This window comes from Streptomyces sp. HNM0645, assembly GCF_030056615.1.
GTDB lineage: Bacteria > Actinomycetota > Actinomycetes > Streptomycetales > Streptomycetaceae > Streptomyces > Streptomyces marianii.
Genome location: NZ_JASHLT010000008.1, coordinates 78300 through 96020, shown reverse-complemented (window position 1 = coordinate 96020; position 17721 = coordinate 78300). Strand labels below are relative to the sequence as shown.

Below are 17721 nucleotides of genomic sequence, written 5' to 3'. Positions count from 1 at the left end.
CCGTACGCGACGACATCCGGCCCTGCCCCGCGGATCCCCGGGGCAGGGCCCGATTGCAGGAAGGTTCCCATGACCTGGTTGATCACCGGTGGCGCCGGCTTCATCGGATCGCACGTGGTGAAGGCGATGACGGAGGGCGGCGAGCGCGTCGTCGTCCTCGACGACCTGAGCACGGGCCGCGCCGAGCGGCTGCCCACCGGGGTGCCGCTGGAGATCGGCACCGTCCTCGACCGTGACGCCGTCGACCGCGTCCTGCGCGACCACGCCGTCACCGGCATCGTGCACATCGCGGGCAAGAAGCAGGTGGCCGAGTCGGTCGCGGAGCCGCTCCACTACTACCGGGAGAACGTGGAGGGTCTGCGGGTCCTCCTCGACGCGGCGGTCGCCGCCGGGGTGAGCCGCTTCCTGTTCTCGTCCTCCGCGGCCGTGTACGGCATGCCCGACGTCGACCTCGTCACCGAGGAGACGCCGTGCGCACCCATCAACCCCTACGGCGAGACGAAGCTCGCCGGTGAGTGGCTGGTCACGGCCGTCGGCAGGGTCCACCCCGTCGCCACCGCCTCGCTGCGCTACTTCAACGTCGCCGGTGCGGCCACGCCCGAGCTCGGCGACGAAGGCGTCTTCAACCTCGTCCCGATGGTGTTCGAGCGGCTCACGTCCGGCGAGGCGCCGCGGATCTTCGGTGACGACTACCCGACGCCGGACGGCACCTGCATCCGCGACTACATCCACGTCGAGGACATCGCCTCCGCCCATGTCGCGGCGGCACGTCGGCTCGCCGCCGACCCGGACGCCCGGCTGGTCCTCAACATCGGCCGCGGCGAGGGCGTCTCGGTCGCCGACATGGTCGGGATCATCCAGGACGTCACCGGTCACGAGGGCGTCAAGCCCGAGGTCACGGACCGCCGGCCGGGCGACCCCGCCCGGGTCGTCGCCTCGGCCGGCCGTATCCGCGCGGAGCTGGGCTGGAGCGCGCGCCACGAGGTGCGGGAGATGGTCGAGTCGGCGTGGGCGGGCTGGCGGCTGCGCCACCCGTAGCCGCCAGCCCGCCCGTCCGCCGTGCGGCGGACGGGTAGACGGCTCCGAAGGCACCCGGCCGGCACGTCGGCGAAGAGCACGAGGACAAGAGGGCCGAAGGGAAGGGCCCCGGGACTCGTCCCGGGGCCCTTCCTCGTACCGCTCTCTAACGCTCCTCGAGGAACAGCTTCTCGAAGTCCTTCCGCACCACGGGCCAGTCCCACACGGACAGCGCGTGCTCGGCCGCGAGCTTGCCCGCGTTCCGCCACGCCTCCTCGGTGGCCGTGGCCTCCAGGATCCGTTTCGCGGCCTCCTCGGGGGAGCCGACGACCCAGCCCTCGGGGTAGAGGGTCCTGGCGCTGTTCGGCTTGCCCGCGTAGAAGGGCCAGTCGCGGGCGACCGGGACGGCGGCGCTCGCCGCGCCCTCCATCAGGCCCACGTGGCAGCCCTCGCGGACCGAGGAACTGATGATGGTGCCGATCTCCTGGAGCTTCGACGGAACGTCGTCCGTCGGGCCCAGCCGGACCACGGCGCCCGACTCCTCCAGGGGAGCCAGCTCCTTCTCGAACTCGCGGCGGTACTCGCGCGTCGCGCGGCTCGTCTTCGGGTCCATGTCGCCGCCGACCAGGATCAGCCGGTAGCGCTCGTCGTGGCGGCGCACCCGCTCCAGGACGTCCACGGCCCACTTCGGGTCCTTGGCGACCTGGCTTATCCCGATCAGGCCCAGGTTGAACCGGGCCTCGGCGGGCTTCGGCCGGGCGAAGCCGGACAGGTCCATCGCGTTGTCGACGATGTGGAAGCGGGGTGCCCGGTCGCCGCGCAGCTGCGGGACCAGCGACACGGCCAGGTCCTTCACGTGCGGGGCGACGAAGACGAGGTCGTCGATCCGCGAGAAGTCCGTCATGTGCGGCCAGCGCGTGAACGCCTCGTAGCTGTGCAGCCGGACCACGATCCGGGTGTCGCCCGGGTCGATCGTCGTGAGCATCCCCGCGGGGCCCACCGACCAGTCCAGGAAGACCGTGTCGGCCCAGTCGAGGTACGGACGGAGCAGCCGCTCCACCTCTTCCTGGTAGTCGCTGGTGCCGCCGGACAGCCGGTCCTCCAGCATCCGCCGGCCCGCCCAGGCGATCCGCTTCAGGTGCTTCGACGCGGCCAGGTCCAGGAACCGCAGCTCGACGCCGGGGTGGTCGCCGAAGTGGTCCAGGATGTGGTGCAGGAAGTTGTCGTTGGCGCTGGTGGTGACCAGCAGCCGCAGCGGACGGTCCGCGGGCGCCTTCTTGTACGGCGTCCTCCGGCCCTGCGGACGGCTCAGCGCCTGCATCGCCTTGGAGCGGTACAGCGGGGCGACGAATCCCTCCGCGTCCTTCGCCAGCGGCGAGGACAGCTGGTCGATGTGCAGCACCCGGTGGAAGTCCAGGAACAGCGCACGGTCCAGCGCCGTGGCCGCCTTCTCCGTGCGGCCGGCGGCGAACTCCCGGTCCGCGAGGGCGAGCTGGGCCGCCACCGCCTTGTCGAGATGACGCGGGCTGAGGCCCTTGGCGATCTCCTTCATCACGCCCTCGTCGAGGAGCTGCGCCTTGAGCCCGAGGTCCGGGATCTTCGACGCGGCATCGGCGAGCGCTATGGCGGCGCCGCTCGTACGGCCCGCCCACTGCATGCCCTCGGCGACGTAGCGGGAGGTCGCGGCGCGCACCCTGGTCGGCACACCGGGGGCGGTGACGGCGGTGCGCCACAGCCGGGCGCCGACGGTGGAGCGCATCACCGGACGAGCCGTCGCGGTGCGCATCACCGCGGCCGGCAGCCCGTCCACGGAGCGGCGGACGTCGCGGGCGACGGCGTCCAGTGGCGGGATGACCGAACGGCGCTGCACGCTGCCGCCCTGGGACGTCAGGCCCTCGACGGCCTTCAGGCCGGGCGCGATCCCGAACATGGCGGCGGCACTGCGGTTGTACTGGGCCAGCCGCCACACGGTGTACACGGCGCCCGGGTCGAGCGCGACCATGACGTCGGCCTTGCGGGCGCGCTCGCGCAGCCACGAGTCGCTCTTGGACTGCATCCACACCCGCATGCCCAGCGGGGACATGCGCGCCTTGCGCCGCAGTGCCTGGCTGCGGTGCGCGACGCTCTGCGGCAGTTGGTGCAGCCCGGTCAGCTCCAGCGCGGCGACCTCCTCGGCGGAGGACTCCAGGTGGAACGTGGCCGCGAGGTGCACCCGCGCGCCCAGGGCGTTGAACTTGCGCACCGAGTCGGCGAGCACGCCGAACTGCGGCTTGGCAGCGGCGACGAACAGGACTTCGGTCACGGGGTGGGTCCTCCGGCGACGGTCGACTTCTCGGCGAGGGGTGCCACGTCCCCGGTGCCCGGCGCGGCGGCCGGGGTGCCGCCGGGCCCGACGCCCCGCGCGCCCGGTGCGGCGTACTTCGCCGTGAACTCCTCGACGAGGTTCTTCACGGCCACGGTCATCAGCGCCTCACGGGTGAACTGGTCCGCGTGGGCCATGGCTTCGGCGTGCACCTCGTCGCTGGTCTCCACCGCCATGTGGGCGGCCCGGACGAACGACTCGGTCAGGCCCTCCTCGTCGACGCCGACGGCGCCCGTCCACAGCGGGTGCCCGCTCAGCACGTTCGACGCGTCGTGCTCGACGACGTGTGCCGACACGATCGGCAGACCCGTGGCCATGTACTCGTACACCTTGCCGGAGGTGACGTAGCGGCCGCCGATCAGGATCAGCACCATCGCGTCCCAGCCGGAGTAGATCGACGCGACCTCGGCCTTGGCGGCGGGGCCGCCGAAGTGGACGCCGTCGGCCTCGGCCTGCTTGAGGATCTCCGTGTGCCGGTTGGCCTCCCGGCCGGCACCGTTGCCGATGTGGCCGCGCACCTCGAAGCGCGCGTTGGCCAGCAGCGGCTCCTTCTCCCGCGCCGCCTTCCAGGCGTTCAGCACCGTCTCCAGGTGCTGCGGGGTGAAGTTGACCGTGCCGAGGTAGCCGAAGACCAGCCCGGACTCGGGGTCCGGGGCGTGGGCGCGGCCCGGGGAGCTGTCGGCGTCGTAGCCGTTGCGCACGACGTGGACGCGGTCGGCGAAGTCCGGGTAGCGCCTGCGGTAGTGGTCGGCGATGGGGTCGTTGACCACCCACAGGGAGAGGGCCTCGTCGAGGATCTTCCGCTCCCAGCGGCCCTCCTCGGAGTCGGGCCCGAAGGCCTCGACGCCCTCGATGACGTCGATGGACCAGCCGTCGCGGAAGTCCACGGCGTACGGGACCCGCTTCTCCTCCCACAGCTTCCAGGCCGCGGCGAGGTTCACGTACGGCACACAGCTGGCGAGCAGCAGATCGGCCGGGTGCTCCTCGTGGATGCGCAGGACCGCCTGCTCCAGGTCGGTGCGCCACTCCCCGAAGTTGGGCTCGGGGAACGGCTTCATCTGACGGCGGCGCAGCTTGGCGACCCAGCCGTTGGGGTTGAGCGCACGGGCCTCGTCGTAGAGGCGGATGTCCGTCTCGAGATCCTCGCGCGCCAGGGGCAGTTCGACGATCTTGACCTTGGGGTCGACCTGGTCCAGCAGGGTGAGGTCGACGCCGGAGTCCCGCTCCCAGGACTCCTGGGCGACGTTGACGACGGTCACGTCCCAGCCCACGTTGATGAACTGGTTCGCTGTCTCGCGCATGCGGTAGGCCGAGCTCTTGGCGGCCGGCGGGAACCCGATGGCGAGGTAGATCACATGAGGCCGCTTGCCTTCGGCGGGCAGCCCGGATCCGGGAGACGCTGACATAGTCGGTGACGCTAGCACGGTGACATGTACGGATTCGGGCCACCTGGTCGCCGCGTCGCCCGTCGCGGGCGCGCGGCGCGGGGCCACTGCTCCGTCACGCGTGCCGGCTGCCCCCCTTCCACTCTTCCATGATCCTGACAACGTTCTGGGCGGCCCGGCCGTCGCCGTACGGGGTGCCGGGGTCGTCGGTCGGCACGGCGCGGGTCACCGTCGCGGCCCACTCCTCGGGGGAGAGGGCGTGCGGGTCGGGAACAAGGACGTTCCAACCGGTCTCGACGGTTTCCACCCACTCGGTCTCGGGGCGGACCGTGGTGCAGATGCGCTCCAGCAGGAACGCCTCCTTCTGCAGACCGCCGGAGTCCGTGACCACGCCGGTGGAGGCGAGCACGGCGGCGACCAGACCCGCGTACGGCAGCGGCCGGCCGACGTGCACACTGCCCTGGGCCAGGTTGATGCCGTGCGCTTCGGCGCGGGCGACCAGACGCGGGTGGGCGAGCAGCGCCACGGGGACCGGCAGCTTCGCCATCGACTCCAGGATGGCGGAGAGCCGCTCGGGGTCGTCCGTGTTGTCCGGGCGGTGCAGCGTCGACAGCAGGAACGGCTGCGACGGGTCGATACCCTCGGGCAGCGCCGGAGCGGGGTGCTCACCGGCCCGCACGGCGTCCCGAATCCGCAGGCAGATGTCGACCATGACGTCGCCGGCGAGCCGGGCCCGGTCGGCGAGGCCCTCGCTCGCGAGATGGCGCATGGCCTCCTCGGTCGGGGCGAGCAGCAGGTCGGCGCAGTGGTCGGTGAGGACGCGGTTGTGCTCCTCCGGCATCCGCCGGTTGAAGGAGCGCAGGCCAGCCTCGAGGTGCGCCACCGGGAGGTGCATCTTCACGGCCGAGAGCGCGCCGGCGATCGTGCTGTTGGTGTCGCCGTACACGAGGACCCAGTCCGGCTTCTCGCGCTCCAGGACCGGGTCCAGGGCGGAGAGCACGGAGCCCGTCTGCACACCGTGGCTGCCGGAGCCCACGCCGAGGTGCACGTCGGGGTCCGGGATGCCCAGACCGTCGAAGAAGACGTCGGAGAGGTCGGCGTCGTAGTGCTGCCCGGTGTGCACGATGAAGTGCTCGTGCGCGGTCTCCGCGAACGCCGCCGCGATGGGGGCGAGCTTCACCAATTGAGGACGGGCGCCGACGATGCTGATGACTTTCACTGAGCACTCTTCTTCTCGGTCCGGGCGTGGGCAGGCGTGTCACGGTCTCACACTGCTCGTAATGGTAGGCAATCAGCGCACTGACCAGGCCCAGGGCCATGGGGCCGCACCGGGCGGAGGTCGTGTGCATGCAAAGGTCAGAACGCCCCAGGCGATCAACGGCGCGACCGCGTAACGATTTCGTGAACCGTGTGCGTAATTCAGGCGAAAACCGGTCACCCGGGACCGTCCGCGCGGGCGGGCGGTCCGTGGTGGACCCTGGTGGTCGCGGGCGACCGGGCGGAGCGGTGCTCAGCGTCCGTCGGTGGTGACGTCCCCGGCGTACACCCAGTAGCCCTCGAGGGCTCCGGCGGAGATACGGCACATCGGCCGTCCGTTCACGACCGACCGCCGGTCGAAGGGCGCTCCGGACGGTCTGTCGAACGTCACGGTGCGGGTGGCGGCGACGCCGTGGTCCCGGCCGTAGCGGTGGCAGGTCACCTTGCCGCCCGCGGGGAAGGACAGCGTTCGGCCGGGCCGGTACTCGGTGGGGAGGAACTCCCCGAGCAGGTAGCACCTGGGGTGGGACTCACCGGCCCACCAGCCGGCGTAGGGGCCCGAGTCGATCCGGTAGGCCACCCCGCGGCCCTTGATCCGGCGGCGGCGGTTCGCGGTGGCCCGGCCGGTGCGGGGCAGGCTGACGGTCCTGCGCGCGAGTTCGGTGTCCCCCTTCGACGCAACGAAGTCACCGTCCGGGTCGGTGTCGTAGCGGTACAGCGTGTGCGTGCCGGCGGCGAGGACGACGGGCGAGCCCTCCGGCAGGAAGCCCGAGGGGTGGTCGTCCGTGAGCAGATCGCTCATGTGGGCGAAGCGCGGACTGCCGGTCTGCCAGTGCAGTTGCCGGTACAGATTGATGTGGTGCTGGTGGTACGAGGGCGTCGGGATCCGGTGGGTCAGGCAGTAGTACGAGGCCCAGCGCCGGTTGCGCAGGGTGGGGAAGTAGTGGTCGACCGTGGTGCACGCCCCGTCGTACAGGCGGGCCGCCAGAGTGTTCCCCGTCATCCGGGCGTAGTCCCACAGCCCGAACATGGCGAAGATCATGCCGTTGTACGTGCGGTCCGACGTGCCGGGCGCGTCGACCGGGTACTCCTGGATCCACAGATAGCCCGCGGCGTCCCTGTTCACCACCCACGGGTCGCCGTCGTCCCCGCGCAGCAGCGACGCGAACGCCCTGTCGGCGGCCGTCCGGTACAGCGCGCGCTCCTCCGGCGTGACCCCGTCGAGCAGGGACAGCTGCACGAAGAGGCTGATCGCCTCGCCCTGTGCCATCCCCGAGTACCAGGGGGCCCGGTAGGAGATGCCGCTGTGGGTGCCGTGCGTGAAGTCGAACGGGTACGGGAAGTACCACGCTCCCCTCGCCTCGACCCGGGTGTCGATCAGGCGCTTCGCCTGGGCCTTGGCGCGCCTGAGGTACAGCGCCCGGCGTGCCGGGTCCTGGGTGGTGCGGTACGCGGCGGCGCAGCCGAGACCGAACTGGATCTGGGTGACGGGCTGGTCGTACCCCGGGGCCGACCTGCGCGGGCGGTACATGATGACCCCGTCGCGGTCGAGATAGGTGTGTGCGGTGTCCGGCGTGACACCCGACCAGGGCGTCGGCCGGTCGCGCCAGGGCCGCAGCCGCTCCGGCAGATCCACCGCGGTGTAGCCGCTGCCGTGGAAGGTGAACGGGAGGGCGTCGGGGATCGGGGCGCGTACGGCCGCCGGGGCGGGCGGGCCGCCCGCACGAGGGGCGCGGACGGAGGGCGCGGGGGGAGTCACCTTTCCTCCCGAGAGCTGGTCGGGCAGGGGCGGGAGCGGCGGGAGCGTCGCCTTGGGGAACGGCTGAGCCGGGGCCAACGCGCCCGGGGCGGCCTGCGCCGCGTCCGCCCAGGTGCCGGCTCCGGTGAGGGCGGCGCCGAACGCGGTGCCGCCGGTGAGCCGGATGAACCGCCTGCGGTCCAGTGTGGAACCTTCCGGTGTGGAACGGTCCCGTCGGGTGTTGCCGCTCTCGGCCATGCTTGAAGCCCCCCGGGGAGGATCGGCGATGGCTGCGGATCCTATGGGGACATTCCGGGCGTAAGTCGTGACAGACACGCGAAAGCCCGGAGGCCGACTCGATCGGATGGCCGAGCCGGTCTCCGGGCCGTCACGCGGCTGGCGAGCGCAGCGTCGCGCTGCCCCGGCCCGCGGGGCGTCCGCCCGGCGGAGTGGCCCCGGGCGGGTTGCGATCAGCGCTCGGTGAGCACGCCGTCCTTCTCCTCGTACAGGGCGCCGGTCTGCGGGCACTCCCACACGCCCGGCTCGCCCTCGCGCTCGGCCAGCCGGACACCGGCCCGGCCGACCCAGCCGATCTGCCGCGCCGGCACCCCGACGACCAGGGCGAAGTCCGGTACGTCCTTCGTCACCACGGCGCCGGCGGCGACCATCGACCAGCGGCCGATGCGGACGGGAGCGACACACACGGAACGCGCGCCGATCGAGGCGCCGTCGGCGATCTTCACACCGACGGCCTCCCAGTCGCCGCCGCGCTTCTGCTTGCCCTCGGGGTCTACGGAACGCGGGTTGTGGTCATTGGTGAGCACCACGGCGGGACCGATGAAGACGCCGTCACCGAGCTCTGCCGGCTCGTACACCAGCGCGTAGTTCTGCAGCTTGCAGTTGTCGCCCATGCGCACGCCCGTGCCGACGTACGCGCCCCGGCCGATCACACAGCCCTCGCCGAGGCGGGCGCCCTCGCGGATCTGCGCGAGATCCCACACACTGCTGCCGGCGCCGATCTCGGCGGCCTCGTCGACCTGGGCGCTGGGCTGGACCCTGTAGTTCACTTCTCTGCCTTCCGGTGTCTGGCCTCCGGCCGAGCATACGGGCCGCCCGCCCCGGACGTGCGGCCGAGACGGGCGGCCCGTCGCGGCCGCTCACGCGATCCGCGACGGCAGGTGAAGGCGCCCTCCGGAGCGGTGTCAGGCGCCGTCGGCGATCACCTGGTTCGCGGGCACCCAGTAGCCGGCGAGCTCGCCCGCGGAGATGCGGCACATCGCCCGGCCGTTCACGATCGACCTCCGGTCGAAAGTCGCGGTGGTCGCCGTCGCGTACTTCAGGTTCCGTGTCGTGCCCACGGCGCCGTTGCTGCCGAACCTGTACGCCACGATGTCCGTGTTCGTGCGGAACGTGAGCGTGCGCTGCACCCGGTAGTCGGTCGGGAGGTACTCACCGCGCAGGAAGACCTTCGGGAACGCCTCGCCGATCCAGTAGCCCTTGTACGCTCCGGCGCTGATCTGGTACCAGATGCCCGCGCCCTTGATCCGTCGCCGCATGCTCACCGGGGCGCCGGTGGCCTTGGCGAAGGTGACCTTCTTCGTGGAGAGGATCTTGTCCGGCGCGGCCAGGTTCTTGTCGTAGGACCCGTCCGGCTTGGCGGCGATCTTGTAGAGCGTGTGCGTGCCCTTGGCGATGGCGATCGCCGCGCCGGCGGGCAGGACGTACGGGGGGAAGTCGTCGATCAGCAGGTCCATCTGGTTGGCGAAGACGACGCTGTTCGTCTGCCAGTGGAGCTGGCGCCACAGGACGATGTGGTGCGGGTGGTACGAGTCCGTCGTGATCCGGTGGGTCTGGCAGTAGTAGGAGATCCCGCGGGTGTTGCGCAGCAGCGGGAAGTACCGCGCCATGGTGGTGCACGCGCCGTCGTACAGCTGGGCGGCGAGCTCGTTGCCGGTCGCCTGGTAGTAGTCCCAGAGCCCGAACATCGCGAAGACCATGCCGTTGTAGGTGTGGTCACCCGTGCCGGCGGCCTTGAAGGGGTACTCCTGGATCCACAGGTAGCCCGCGCGGTCCTTGTTCACGCACCACGGCACGCCGTTGTCGCCCCGGAGCAGTGAGGAGAAGGCGCCGTGGGCGGCGGTCATGTAGAGGGTGCGCTCGGCCTCGGTGACCCCGTCGAGTTGAGCGAGCTGAACGAAGAGGCTGATCGCCTCGCCCTGGGCCATGCCCGAGTACCACGGTGCCTTGTAGTCGACTCCGCTGTGCACCTCGTGCTTGAAGTCGAACCCGTACGGGAAGTACCAGGCGCCGCGGGCCTCGACGCGCTTCTCGATCAGGCGGTCGGCCTGGGCCTTGGCACGCCGGAGGAAGACCGCCTTGCGGGCCGGGTCGGTCTCGACGCGATAGCTGGTGATGCAGCCGAGGCCGAACTGGACCTGGCCGACCGGGTGATCGTAGCCGACGCTCCCGTTGTTCGGGTGGTACAGGTAGGCGCCCTGGGCGTTCAGCCGGTACAGGCCCGTGGGGGTCCTGTTCTCCCAGCTGATCGGCCTGTTCCGCCACGGGCGCAGTGCCTCGGGCAGGTCCTGCACCATCGTGAAGCCGTTCCGCTTGAACTCGAACGGCAGCGCGGTCGGGACGTCCTGCTCGACGGCCCGTGCGTCCGGCGCCTTCCGCGCGTGCGGGATGCGCGTCGACGGGTCGGGCGCCGAGCCGGTGCCCCCGTTGTTCGGGTCCGGCAGTGGCGGCACGGGGAAGCCACCGCCCTGCGTCTGCGGCAGGCTCAGTGCGAGCGAACGCGGCATGTTCGCGAACGGGTCCGGCTTTCCGTCCAAGACCCCGGTGGCCATGGCGGTGAACGCCCCGCCGCCCGCTACGGCGACGCCCGCTGCACTGCCGCCCGCGAGCCGGATGAACCGTCTGCGTCCGACCTCGGCACGCCTCTAGATATTCCGTTTTATGCCGTGAAGCGAGGACTTGTCCATATCGGAATCAGGTTGGCGGAATAGGGGCTTCCGCGGGGGTTGCGGCGCGAGCCGTATTCCTCGCCGCCGCCACGATCTGCGCCCCGAAGATCAGCGCCAGCAGGGACAACAGGACGGAGCGCAGCGGGCCGACGCCGGGGGACCACCAGGCCCAGGCCGCGGCCGGGGCGAACAGGGCCAGGGCGAGCAGACGCGGCAGCCACCAACGCTTCGGACGGGGCGGCGGGCCTGCGCCCGGAGACCGGACCAGCAGGCGTTCCGGGTCGTTCGCGAGGGTGTCGCGCATCCCGGCGAGGAGACCGCGGCGCTTCAGCAGCCCGGTCCCGGGCACACCCGCGAGTGGGTCGGCGAGCCGGCCGAAGCCGGCCGGCAGCGGGGGGAGGCCCAGGGCGGAGACGAGGTCCGCCTGGCGGCGCGCCGGAGCGGTCGAGGAACGCAGCAGCCCGGTGAGCGGCCGGGGATCGGGCAGTCCGTACATCCGGGCGAGCGCCTCGGCCGTGGCGGACGCGGACGCGTGGTCGGTGACCGGGGCGGACGGGTCCCAGGCGTGGGACGCCGCCTTCCTGCCCCGGTGCAGCAGTGTGAAGCCGGCCAGGTCCCCGGTCCGCCGCAGCACGAGCGTCGGCCACTTCTCACCGCTGGTGAAGGCGCCGGCGGCGCCGGTGAGGCGGTCCTCCCCGCCGATCAGGGCCGCCCGCCGCCCGCCCGGCTCGTCCGGCGCCGGCGCCACATAGCTCGCCGAGCCACCCGCCGGGGCGATCCGCAGCGGCACCCCGCACATCAGCGCGGCCGTCGCGACCCGCGCGGGCGGGGCCGCGGCTATCGCCAGCAGATGGACGGCGGAACCTCCGGGGGTCCTTCCGCGGCTCCGGGACGCCGACTCCGGGGGCCGGGAGAAGAAGGGCGTGGATCCCGCGATACGCATGCGCACCCCGGTGCGGAACTCCAGGAACTCCCGCCTCGGCTCCCCGAAGTGCCTCCAGGGGTGCGAGCGGGCCTGCTCGCCGATCGCCCGGAACACGTCGAGTGCCTCGTCGAAGCGCTGGGACAGGATCAGCATCAGCGCCAGTTCGTTGCGGAAACCGGCCGCCTCGGGGTCACCGGGCCCGTAGAAGGAGGAGAGGCCGAGCGCCCGGTCCACGGCCGCGTCGATCCGGGAGCGGTCGACCGGCCCCCGGCCGCCTGCTCCGGCGACGACGTCGTACTCGATCGCGGCGGCCAGCGGCAGGGCGTGGAGCTTCGACCCCGGCAGGGCAGGGGCGGCGGCGCGCTCGGCGAAGTCGAACATCTCCTCGTGCGAGCCGTGCCACCTCGCGCACAGGTACTGCAGCGCGGCGGCGTGGCAGCCGTGGTGGTGCGGGGCGCGCGCGGTGGCCTCCGCCCAGTAGGCGTCGAAGACCTCGCGCGGTGCCTGGATGCCCGTGGCGTGGGTGAGGGCGATCCGCCACGGGACCGGGTCGTCGGGATTGAGCTCGGCCGCCGCGCTCAGCACCGGGACCGCGTCCTCCAGTAGCGCGAAGAACGCCCGGAGCCGGTCGGGCGACACCTGCCGGGCCCGGTCGCCGGCGCGGACCGACCACGCCCTGCGCAGGGAGAGGTCGGCCCTGACCAGCGTCGCGTCCGGGTCCTCCGGCGTCTCGCCGAGCCAGCCGTCCAGCCAGCCGGGGCTGTGGACGGCGGCGTCGGCGAGCTCGCCGACGTAATGGCTGCGCCGTTCCCACTCGGCGCCGAGCCGGGTCGCGGCCAGCAGTTCGCGGGCCGGTCCGTGGTCCCCCGCAGCCGCGGCGGACACGGCGTCGCGCAGCGGCGCGGGCCGCGCGTCGAGGAGCACCGCCTCGTCGGGCGGCAGGTCGGCGCCGACGGCGGGGCCGTGCCGGAGCAGCCGGGGCATGGTGAGGAAGGAGCGCAGGGGCACGAGCGCACATTCAACAACCACACCGGCCCGGGCGGCCAGGGGCCGCCGGGCCGGGGCGCCGGGGAACGGGCGGCCAGGCAGGGGGTATGCGGGAGACGGCGTTCCGGGGGAGTGCCGAGGCGGTGTCCGGGACGGCACGGGGGAACGCCGCGTTGCCGGCCGGCGCATGGCTCACGGCACAGCCCGTCACAGAGCCCGCCGTGCGGCGCGTGGCGGCGCGCGTGGCTGGTTTCCGTGGTTCCGTGGCCTCCCGGGGGCTGGTTTGACCCCCTGCGGCCCTGCCCGTAACCTTGACCGTCGGCGTGTTTCCGTACGCCAGCTTCTGAGCACCTCCCTCCGGGTCCGCGATCCGGAGAGGCCGTCCATCCCTTGCGGACTGTCCGGGCCCCGGCCCGTGCGGGCGGCTGGCATCAGGGGTTTCCGTGACGAGCGAGAGAGAGATCCGCGTGTACGCCATCGTGCGCAGCGGTGGTCGCCAGCACAAGGTTGCTGTCGGCGACATCGTTGAGGTTGACAAGATTTCCACTGCCAAGGTCGGCGACACGGTCGAGCTCTCGACCCTGCTCGTTGTCGACGGCGACGCCGTGACCAGCGACCCGTGGGTGCTGGCCGGGATCAAGGTTCAGGCCGAGGTCGTGGACCACCACAAGGGCGCCAAGATCGACATCCTGCGCTACAAGAACAAGACCGGCTACCGCCGTCGTCAGGGCCACCGCCAGCAGTACACGGCGATCAAGGTCACGGCGATCCCCACGGCTGCGAAGTAAGGGACTGAGGAGAGATGGCACACAAGAAGGGCGCATCGTCCACCCGGAACGGTCGCGACTCCAACGCTCAGCGGCTCGGCGTGAAGCGCTTCGGCGGTCAGGTCGTCAACGCCGGTGAGATCCTGGTCCGTCAGCGCGGCACGCACTTCCACCCGGGCGCGGGCGTCGGCCGCGGCGGCGACGACACGCTGTTCGCGCTGCAGGCCGGTGCCGTGGAGTTCGGCACCTTCCGCGGCCGCAAGGTCGTGAACGTCGTTCCGGTCGCCTGACCGGAGTTCTTGCGAGGGCGGACCACTTCCCCGGGCGGGAAGCGGGTCCGCCTTTCGCTTGTTGACGGACAGACATACCCGCACGGATCGCCGTGCTCCGCACTTCGCCACTTTCGTAATGGAGGCACAGGACCATGACCACCTTCGTGGACCGCGTCGAGCTGCACATCGCCGCGGGTAACGGAGGCCACGGCTGCGCCTCCGTACACCGTGAGAAGTTCAAGCCCCTCGGCGGGCCGGACGGCGGCAACGGCGGCCGCGGCGGTGACGTCATCCTGACCGTCGACCAGTCCGTCACGACCCTGCTCGAGTACCACCACTCGCCGCACCGCAAGGCGACCAACGGCAAGCCCGGCGAGGGCGGCAACCGCTCCGGCAAGGACGGCCAGGACCTCGTCCTGACCGTGCCCGACGGCACCGTCGTCCTGGACAAGCGGGGGAACGTGCTGGCCGACCTGATCGGGCACGGCACGACGTACGTGGCCGCCGAGGGCGGTCGCGGCGGTCTCGGCAACGCGGCGCTGGCCTCGGCCCGCCGCAAGGCGCCCGGCTTCGCCCTGCTCGGCGAGCCCGGCCGGTCCGGCGACATCGTCCTGGAGCTCAAGACGGTCGCGGACGTGGCGCTCGTCGGCTACCCGAGCGCCGGAAAGTCCTCGCTGATCTCGGTGCTGTCCGCCGCCAAGCCGAAGATCGCGGACTACCCCTTCACCACGCTCGTGCCGAACCTCGGCGTCGTCACCGCCGGCTCGACCGTCTACACCATCGCGGACGTGCCGGGCCTGATCCCCGGCGCCAGCCAGGGCCGCGGCCTGGGCCTGGAGTTCCTGCGTCACGTCGAGCGCTGCTCGGTGCTGGTGCACGTGCTGGACACGGCGACACTGGAGTCCGACCGCGACCCGGTCTCCGACCTCGACGTCATCGAGGAGGAGCTGCGGCACTACGGCGGCCTGGACGACCGTCCGCGGATCGTCGTGCTGAACAAGGTCGACATCCCCGACGGCAAGGATCTCGCGGAGATGATCCGGCCCGACCTCGAGGAGCGCGGCTACCGGGTTCTCGAGGTGTCCGCGGTCGCCCGCACCGGGCTGAAGGAGCTGTCCTTCGCGCTGGCCGACATCGTCGCGAAGGCGCGCGCGGCCAAGCCGAAGGAGGAGGCTACCCGCATCGTCATCCGTCCGAAGGCGGTCGACGACACCGGCTTCACCGTCACGCAGGAGGAGGACGGCCTCTTCCGCGTGCGCGGCGACAAGCCCGAACGCTGGGTCCGCCAGACCGACTTCAACAACGACGAGGCCGTGGGTTACCTCGCGGACCGGCTGAGCCGCCTCGGCGTCGAGGAAGAGCTGATGAAGGCCGGCGCCCGTGCCGGTGACGGCGTGGCGATCGGCCCCGAGGACGACGCCGTCGTCTTCGACTGGGAGCCCACGATGATGGCGGGCGCGGAAATGCTCGGCCGCCGCGGCGAGGACCACCGCTTCGAGGCCCCGCGCCCCGCGGCGCAGCGCCGCAAGGACCGGCAGGCGGAGCGCGACGAGGCCACACGCGAGTACGACGACTTCGAGCCGTTCTGATCCGAGCCGTTCCGTTCCGGCGCCGTTCTGATCCGACGGCGCGTGGTGTCGGCCGGGGCCGGGGGCAGCAGCCCCCGGCCCCGGCCCGTTTTCGGGCTTGGGCCGATCCGCCTGCGCGGGGATCCAGCCACCGGGGTCCTCTCCGACGGGCACGGGCGGATCCCAGCGCGTCCGGAGCCGGCACCCGTAGCGCACCCTGGCGAGCGTCCTTCCCGGGCCCGCCTCCCCAGCCGGTCCGTGGCGCCGTGCCGACATGCCCGGTGGCAGGGGAGATGTCCCCTCCGTTCGGATCCGTGCGGTGGCGCAACCTCCTCCCCGATATCACCGTCTTGTTCGCGGGGGTGGGGCAGCAAGGTGCCCCAGCACGGTCGAACGGAGCGTTGATGAAGGTCTCCTTCCTCATCCACACCATCTACGGCATCGGCGGCACCATCCGCACCACGCTCAATCTCGCGGAGGAGCTCGCCGGACGCCACGAGGTGGAGATCGTCTCCGTCTTCCGGCACCGGGACGAGCCGCTCTTCGCGATCGACCCGCGGATCACCGTCGTCCCACTGGTGGACACCCGCCCCTCGTCCCCCGGCAACGAGACGAAGCACCCCCTCGCGCTGGAGCCCGCCGAGTGCATTCCCGCACACGAGGCGCGGTTCAAGGAGTACAGCAGGCTCACCGACCAGCGTGTGCGCGAGCACTACGCCGTCTCCGACGCGGACGTGGTCATCGGCACCCGCCCCGGACTCGTCGCTTACGTCGCCCAGTTCGCGCCCGCAGGCGCCGTGCTCATCGGGCAGGAGCACATGACGCACCATCACCACAAGCCCGAGCTGCGCGCCGAGATGCGCCGGCACCTCGCCGCACTCGACGCGTTCGTGACCGTCTCCGAGGGCGACGCCGCCGTGTGGCGTGAGCGGATGCCGCTGCCGGACACCCGGGTGCTGTCCATACCGAACAGCGTCCCCGAGCCCGTGGTGCCCGTCTCCGACCTCGGCGGGACGACCGTCGTCGCGGCCGGCCGTCTCGCCGCGGAGAAGCAGTACGACGTCCTGATCGAGGCCTTCGCCCAGGTCGTGGCCGTGCGTCCGGAGTGGACCCTGCGCATCTGCGGCTGGGGCAAGCAGAAGGAACGTCTCCGCAGGCGCATCGACGAGCTCGGCCTTTACAACAGCGTCCATCTGATGGGGCCTCGCTCGCCCATCGAGCCGGAGTGGGTGAAGGGCGCCATCGCCGTTTCCACGTCGCGCCACGAGTCCTTCGGCATGACGCTCGTGGAGGCGATGCGGTGCGGACTGCCCGTCGTCAGTACCGACTGCGACTACGGCCCGCGCGAGATCGTCGCGGACGGCGTCGACGGCCTGCTCGTCCCCGTCGGCGACCGCGGGGCCGTCGCCGACGCCCTTCTCCGTCTCATCGACGACGAGCCGCTGCGTCGCCGCATGGGCTCAGCGGCCCGGTCCCACGCCCGCCGCTTCGACCCGGGCCCGGTCGCGAAGCAGTACGAGGAACTGTTCGCGGACCTCGGCGCGGGCACCCGTGCGCACACCGGGGGGCCCGCACCCGCCGTACCGGGGGGCGACCGGACGGCCGCCTGCCCGCTCGTGGACTGTGCGGCCGAGGAGAACGGCGATGTGACGGCGACTCTGCTCGGCGAACGCGCCGGGCGGTCGGACCTCGTCTGCGTCCATCCCGATGCCGCCGTCCCCGACCGGGTCTTCCCCTTCGACGCGTCCGGCCGTGCTGTGATCCCCGCCGACGCCGGCCTCGCCGAGGGCGTCTGGACGTGCCACATCGACCCGCCGGCGGCCGGCACGGTGCAGGAGGACGCCTCGGGCCGTCCCCGGCTCGTCCCCCGGGCCGTCGACCAGCGCGGAGCGATGCGGGCCGCCGACCGGGTCCGGCCGGGAGAGCCCGTGCACACCCTGGTCCCCTACGTGCGGCACGGCGGCCTCGCCCTGCGCTCCTGGGTGCGCCCGGCCCACGCCGAGTCCGGCGAGATCACCGTCGGCTCCCGCCGGATCACCGTGTCCGGCCGGCTGCTCGGCCAGGTCCGGCCGGTCGGGGAGCCGGTGCTCCTGCTGCGCCGCCGCGGAGCGGACGCCCGCGAGCTGGAGTTCCCCGGTACCCGGATCGGGGCCGACGGGTTCCGCTGTGTGATCCCGCTCTCCGCGCCGGTCGCCGTGCATGCCTCGGCCCACGACGTCTGGGACCTCTGGCTGCTCCCCGCGCCCGGGGCCGCGCCGGTCCGGATCGGCCGGGTGCTCGACGACGTGGCGGAGAAGGGCAGCGTCTTCCCTTACCCCTCCGTCGACGTGCTCAGGAAGCGGCCGCTCGCACGGGTGCGCGCGGCCGTGGACGGGCTGCTTTCCCGGGCTCGGGCACAGGTCACGGTGAAGATGTTCTTCAGCGCGGGCAATGAACTCGTGCTCAATGTCGTCGACAAAACGATGAAGTAGCGCTGG

12 protein-coding genes are annotated in these 17721 nt (G+C 72.1%); 5 read left to right on the top strand and 7 right to left on the bottom strand.

Annotation, left to right across the window (positions count from 1 at the left end; translation table 11 throughout):
• Positions 1-69: 69 nt before the first annotated feature.
• Positions 70-1038 carry a UDP-glucose 4-epimerase GalE gene (gene galE / locus QMZ92_RS07300; RefSeq protein ID WP_283296394.1) on the top strand — a complete coding sequence of 323 codons (969 nt, stop codon included), beginning with the start codon at positions 70-72 and terminating at the stop codon, positions 1036-1038.
• A 145-nt stretch (positions 1039-1183) separates the two neighbouring features.
• Here the strand turns inward: galE and QMZ92_RS07295 are convergent, their stop codons facing one another.
• From QMZ92_RS07295 to QMZ92_RS07265, 7 genes are all read right to left on the bottom strand, one after another.
• Positions 1184-3319, bottom strand: coding sequence for a glycosyltransferase family protein (locus tag QMZ92_RS07295; protein ID WP_283296393.1), 2136 nt, complete (start codon positions 3317-3319; stop codon positions 1184-1186).
• The gene (locus tag QMZ92_RS07290; protein ID WP_283296448.1) at positions 3316-4734 is read right to left on the bottom strand and encodes a glycosyltransferase; all 1419 of its coding nucleotides are present in this window, start codon (positions 4732-4734) and stop codon (positions 3316-3318) included. Before QMZ92_RS07290 ends, QMZ92_RS07295 begins: the two co-directional genes overlap by 4 nt.
• 145 nt (positions 4735-4879) lie before the next feature.
• A complete protein-coding gene (gene wecB / locus QMZ92_RS07285; RefSeq protein ID WP_283296392.1) occupies positions 4880-5983 on the bottom strand; it encodes a non-hydrolyzing UDP-N-acetylglucosamine 2-epimerase in 1104 nt (367 codons plus the stop codon).
• 291 nt (positions 5984-6274) lie between these two features.
• Positions 6275-8017, bottom strand: coding sequence for a D-glucuronyl C5-epimerase family protein (locus tag QMZ92_RS07280; protein WP_283296391.1), 1743 nt, complete (start codon positions 8015-8017; stop codon positions 6275-6277).
• 212 nt (positions 8018-8229) lie between these two features.
• A complete protein-coding gene (locus QMZ92_RS07275) occupies positions 8230-8826 on the bottom strand; it encodes an acyltransferase (RefSeq protein ID WP_283296390.1) in 597 nt (198 codons plus the stop codon).
• 135 nt (positions 8827-8961) lie between these two features.
• Positions 8962-10608, bottom strand: coding sequence for a D-glucuronyl C5-epimerase family protein (locus tag QMZ92_RS07270; protein WP_283296389.1), 1647 nt, complete (start codon positions 10606-10608; stop codon positions 8962-8964).
• A gap of 142 nt (positions 10609-10750) precedes the next feature.
• The gene (locus tag QMZ92_RS07265) at positions 10751-12658 is read right to left on the bottom strand and encodes a hypothetical protein (protein WP_283296388.1); all 1908 of its coding nucleotides are present in this window, start codon (positions 12656-12658) and stop codon (positions 10751-10753) included.
• A gap of 446 nt (positions 12659-13104) precedes the next feature.
• On the opposite strand from QMZ92_RS07265, the gene rplU reads away from it, so the two are divergent.
• The 4 genes from rplU (at position 13105) to QMZ92_RS07245 (ending at position 17715) form a co-directional block, all read left to right on the top strand.
• Positions 13105-13425 (top strand): 50S ribosomal protein L21, encoded by a 321-nt coding sequence (rplU, locus tag QMZ92_RS07260; RefSeq protein WP_017944922.1) that lies wholly within the window; start codon positions 13105-13107, stop codon positions 13423-13425.
• Between the two features lie 14 nt (positions 13426-13439).
• Positions 13440-13694 carry a 50S ribosomal protein L27 gene (gene rpmA, locus QMZ92_RS07255; protein WP_093653962.1) on the top strand — a complete coding sequence of 85 codons (255 nt, stop codon included), beginning with the start codon at positions 13440-13442 and terminating at the stop codon, positions 13692-13694.
• 134 nt (positions 13695-13828) lie between these two features.
• The gene (gene obgE / locus QMZ92_RS07250) at positions 13829-15265 is read left to right on the top strand and encodes a GTPase ObgE (RefSeq protein WP_283296387.1); all 1437 of its coding nucleotides are present in this window, start codon (positions 13829-13831) and stop codon (positions 15263-15265) included.
• Positions 15266-15648: 383 nt separating this feature from the next.
• Positions 15649-17715: a glycosyltransferase family 4 protein gene (locus QMZ92_RS07245; protein ID WP_283296386.1), complete on the top strand. Its 2067-nt coding sequence runs from the start codon at positions 15649-15651 to the stop codon at positions 17713-17715.
• The last annotated feature ends 6 nt before the right edge of the window (positions 17716-17721 follow it).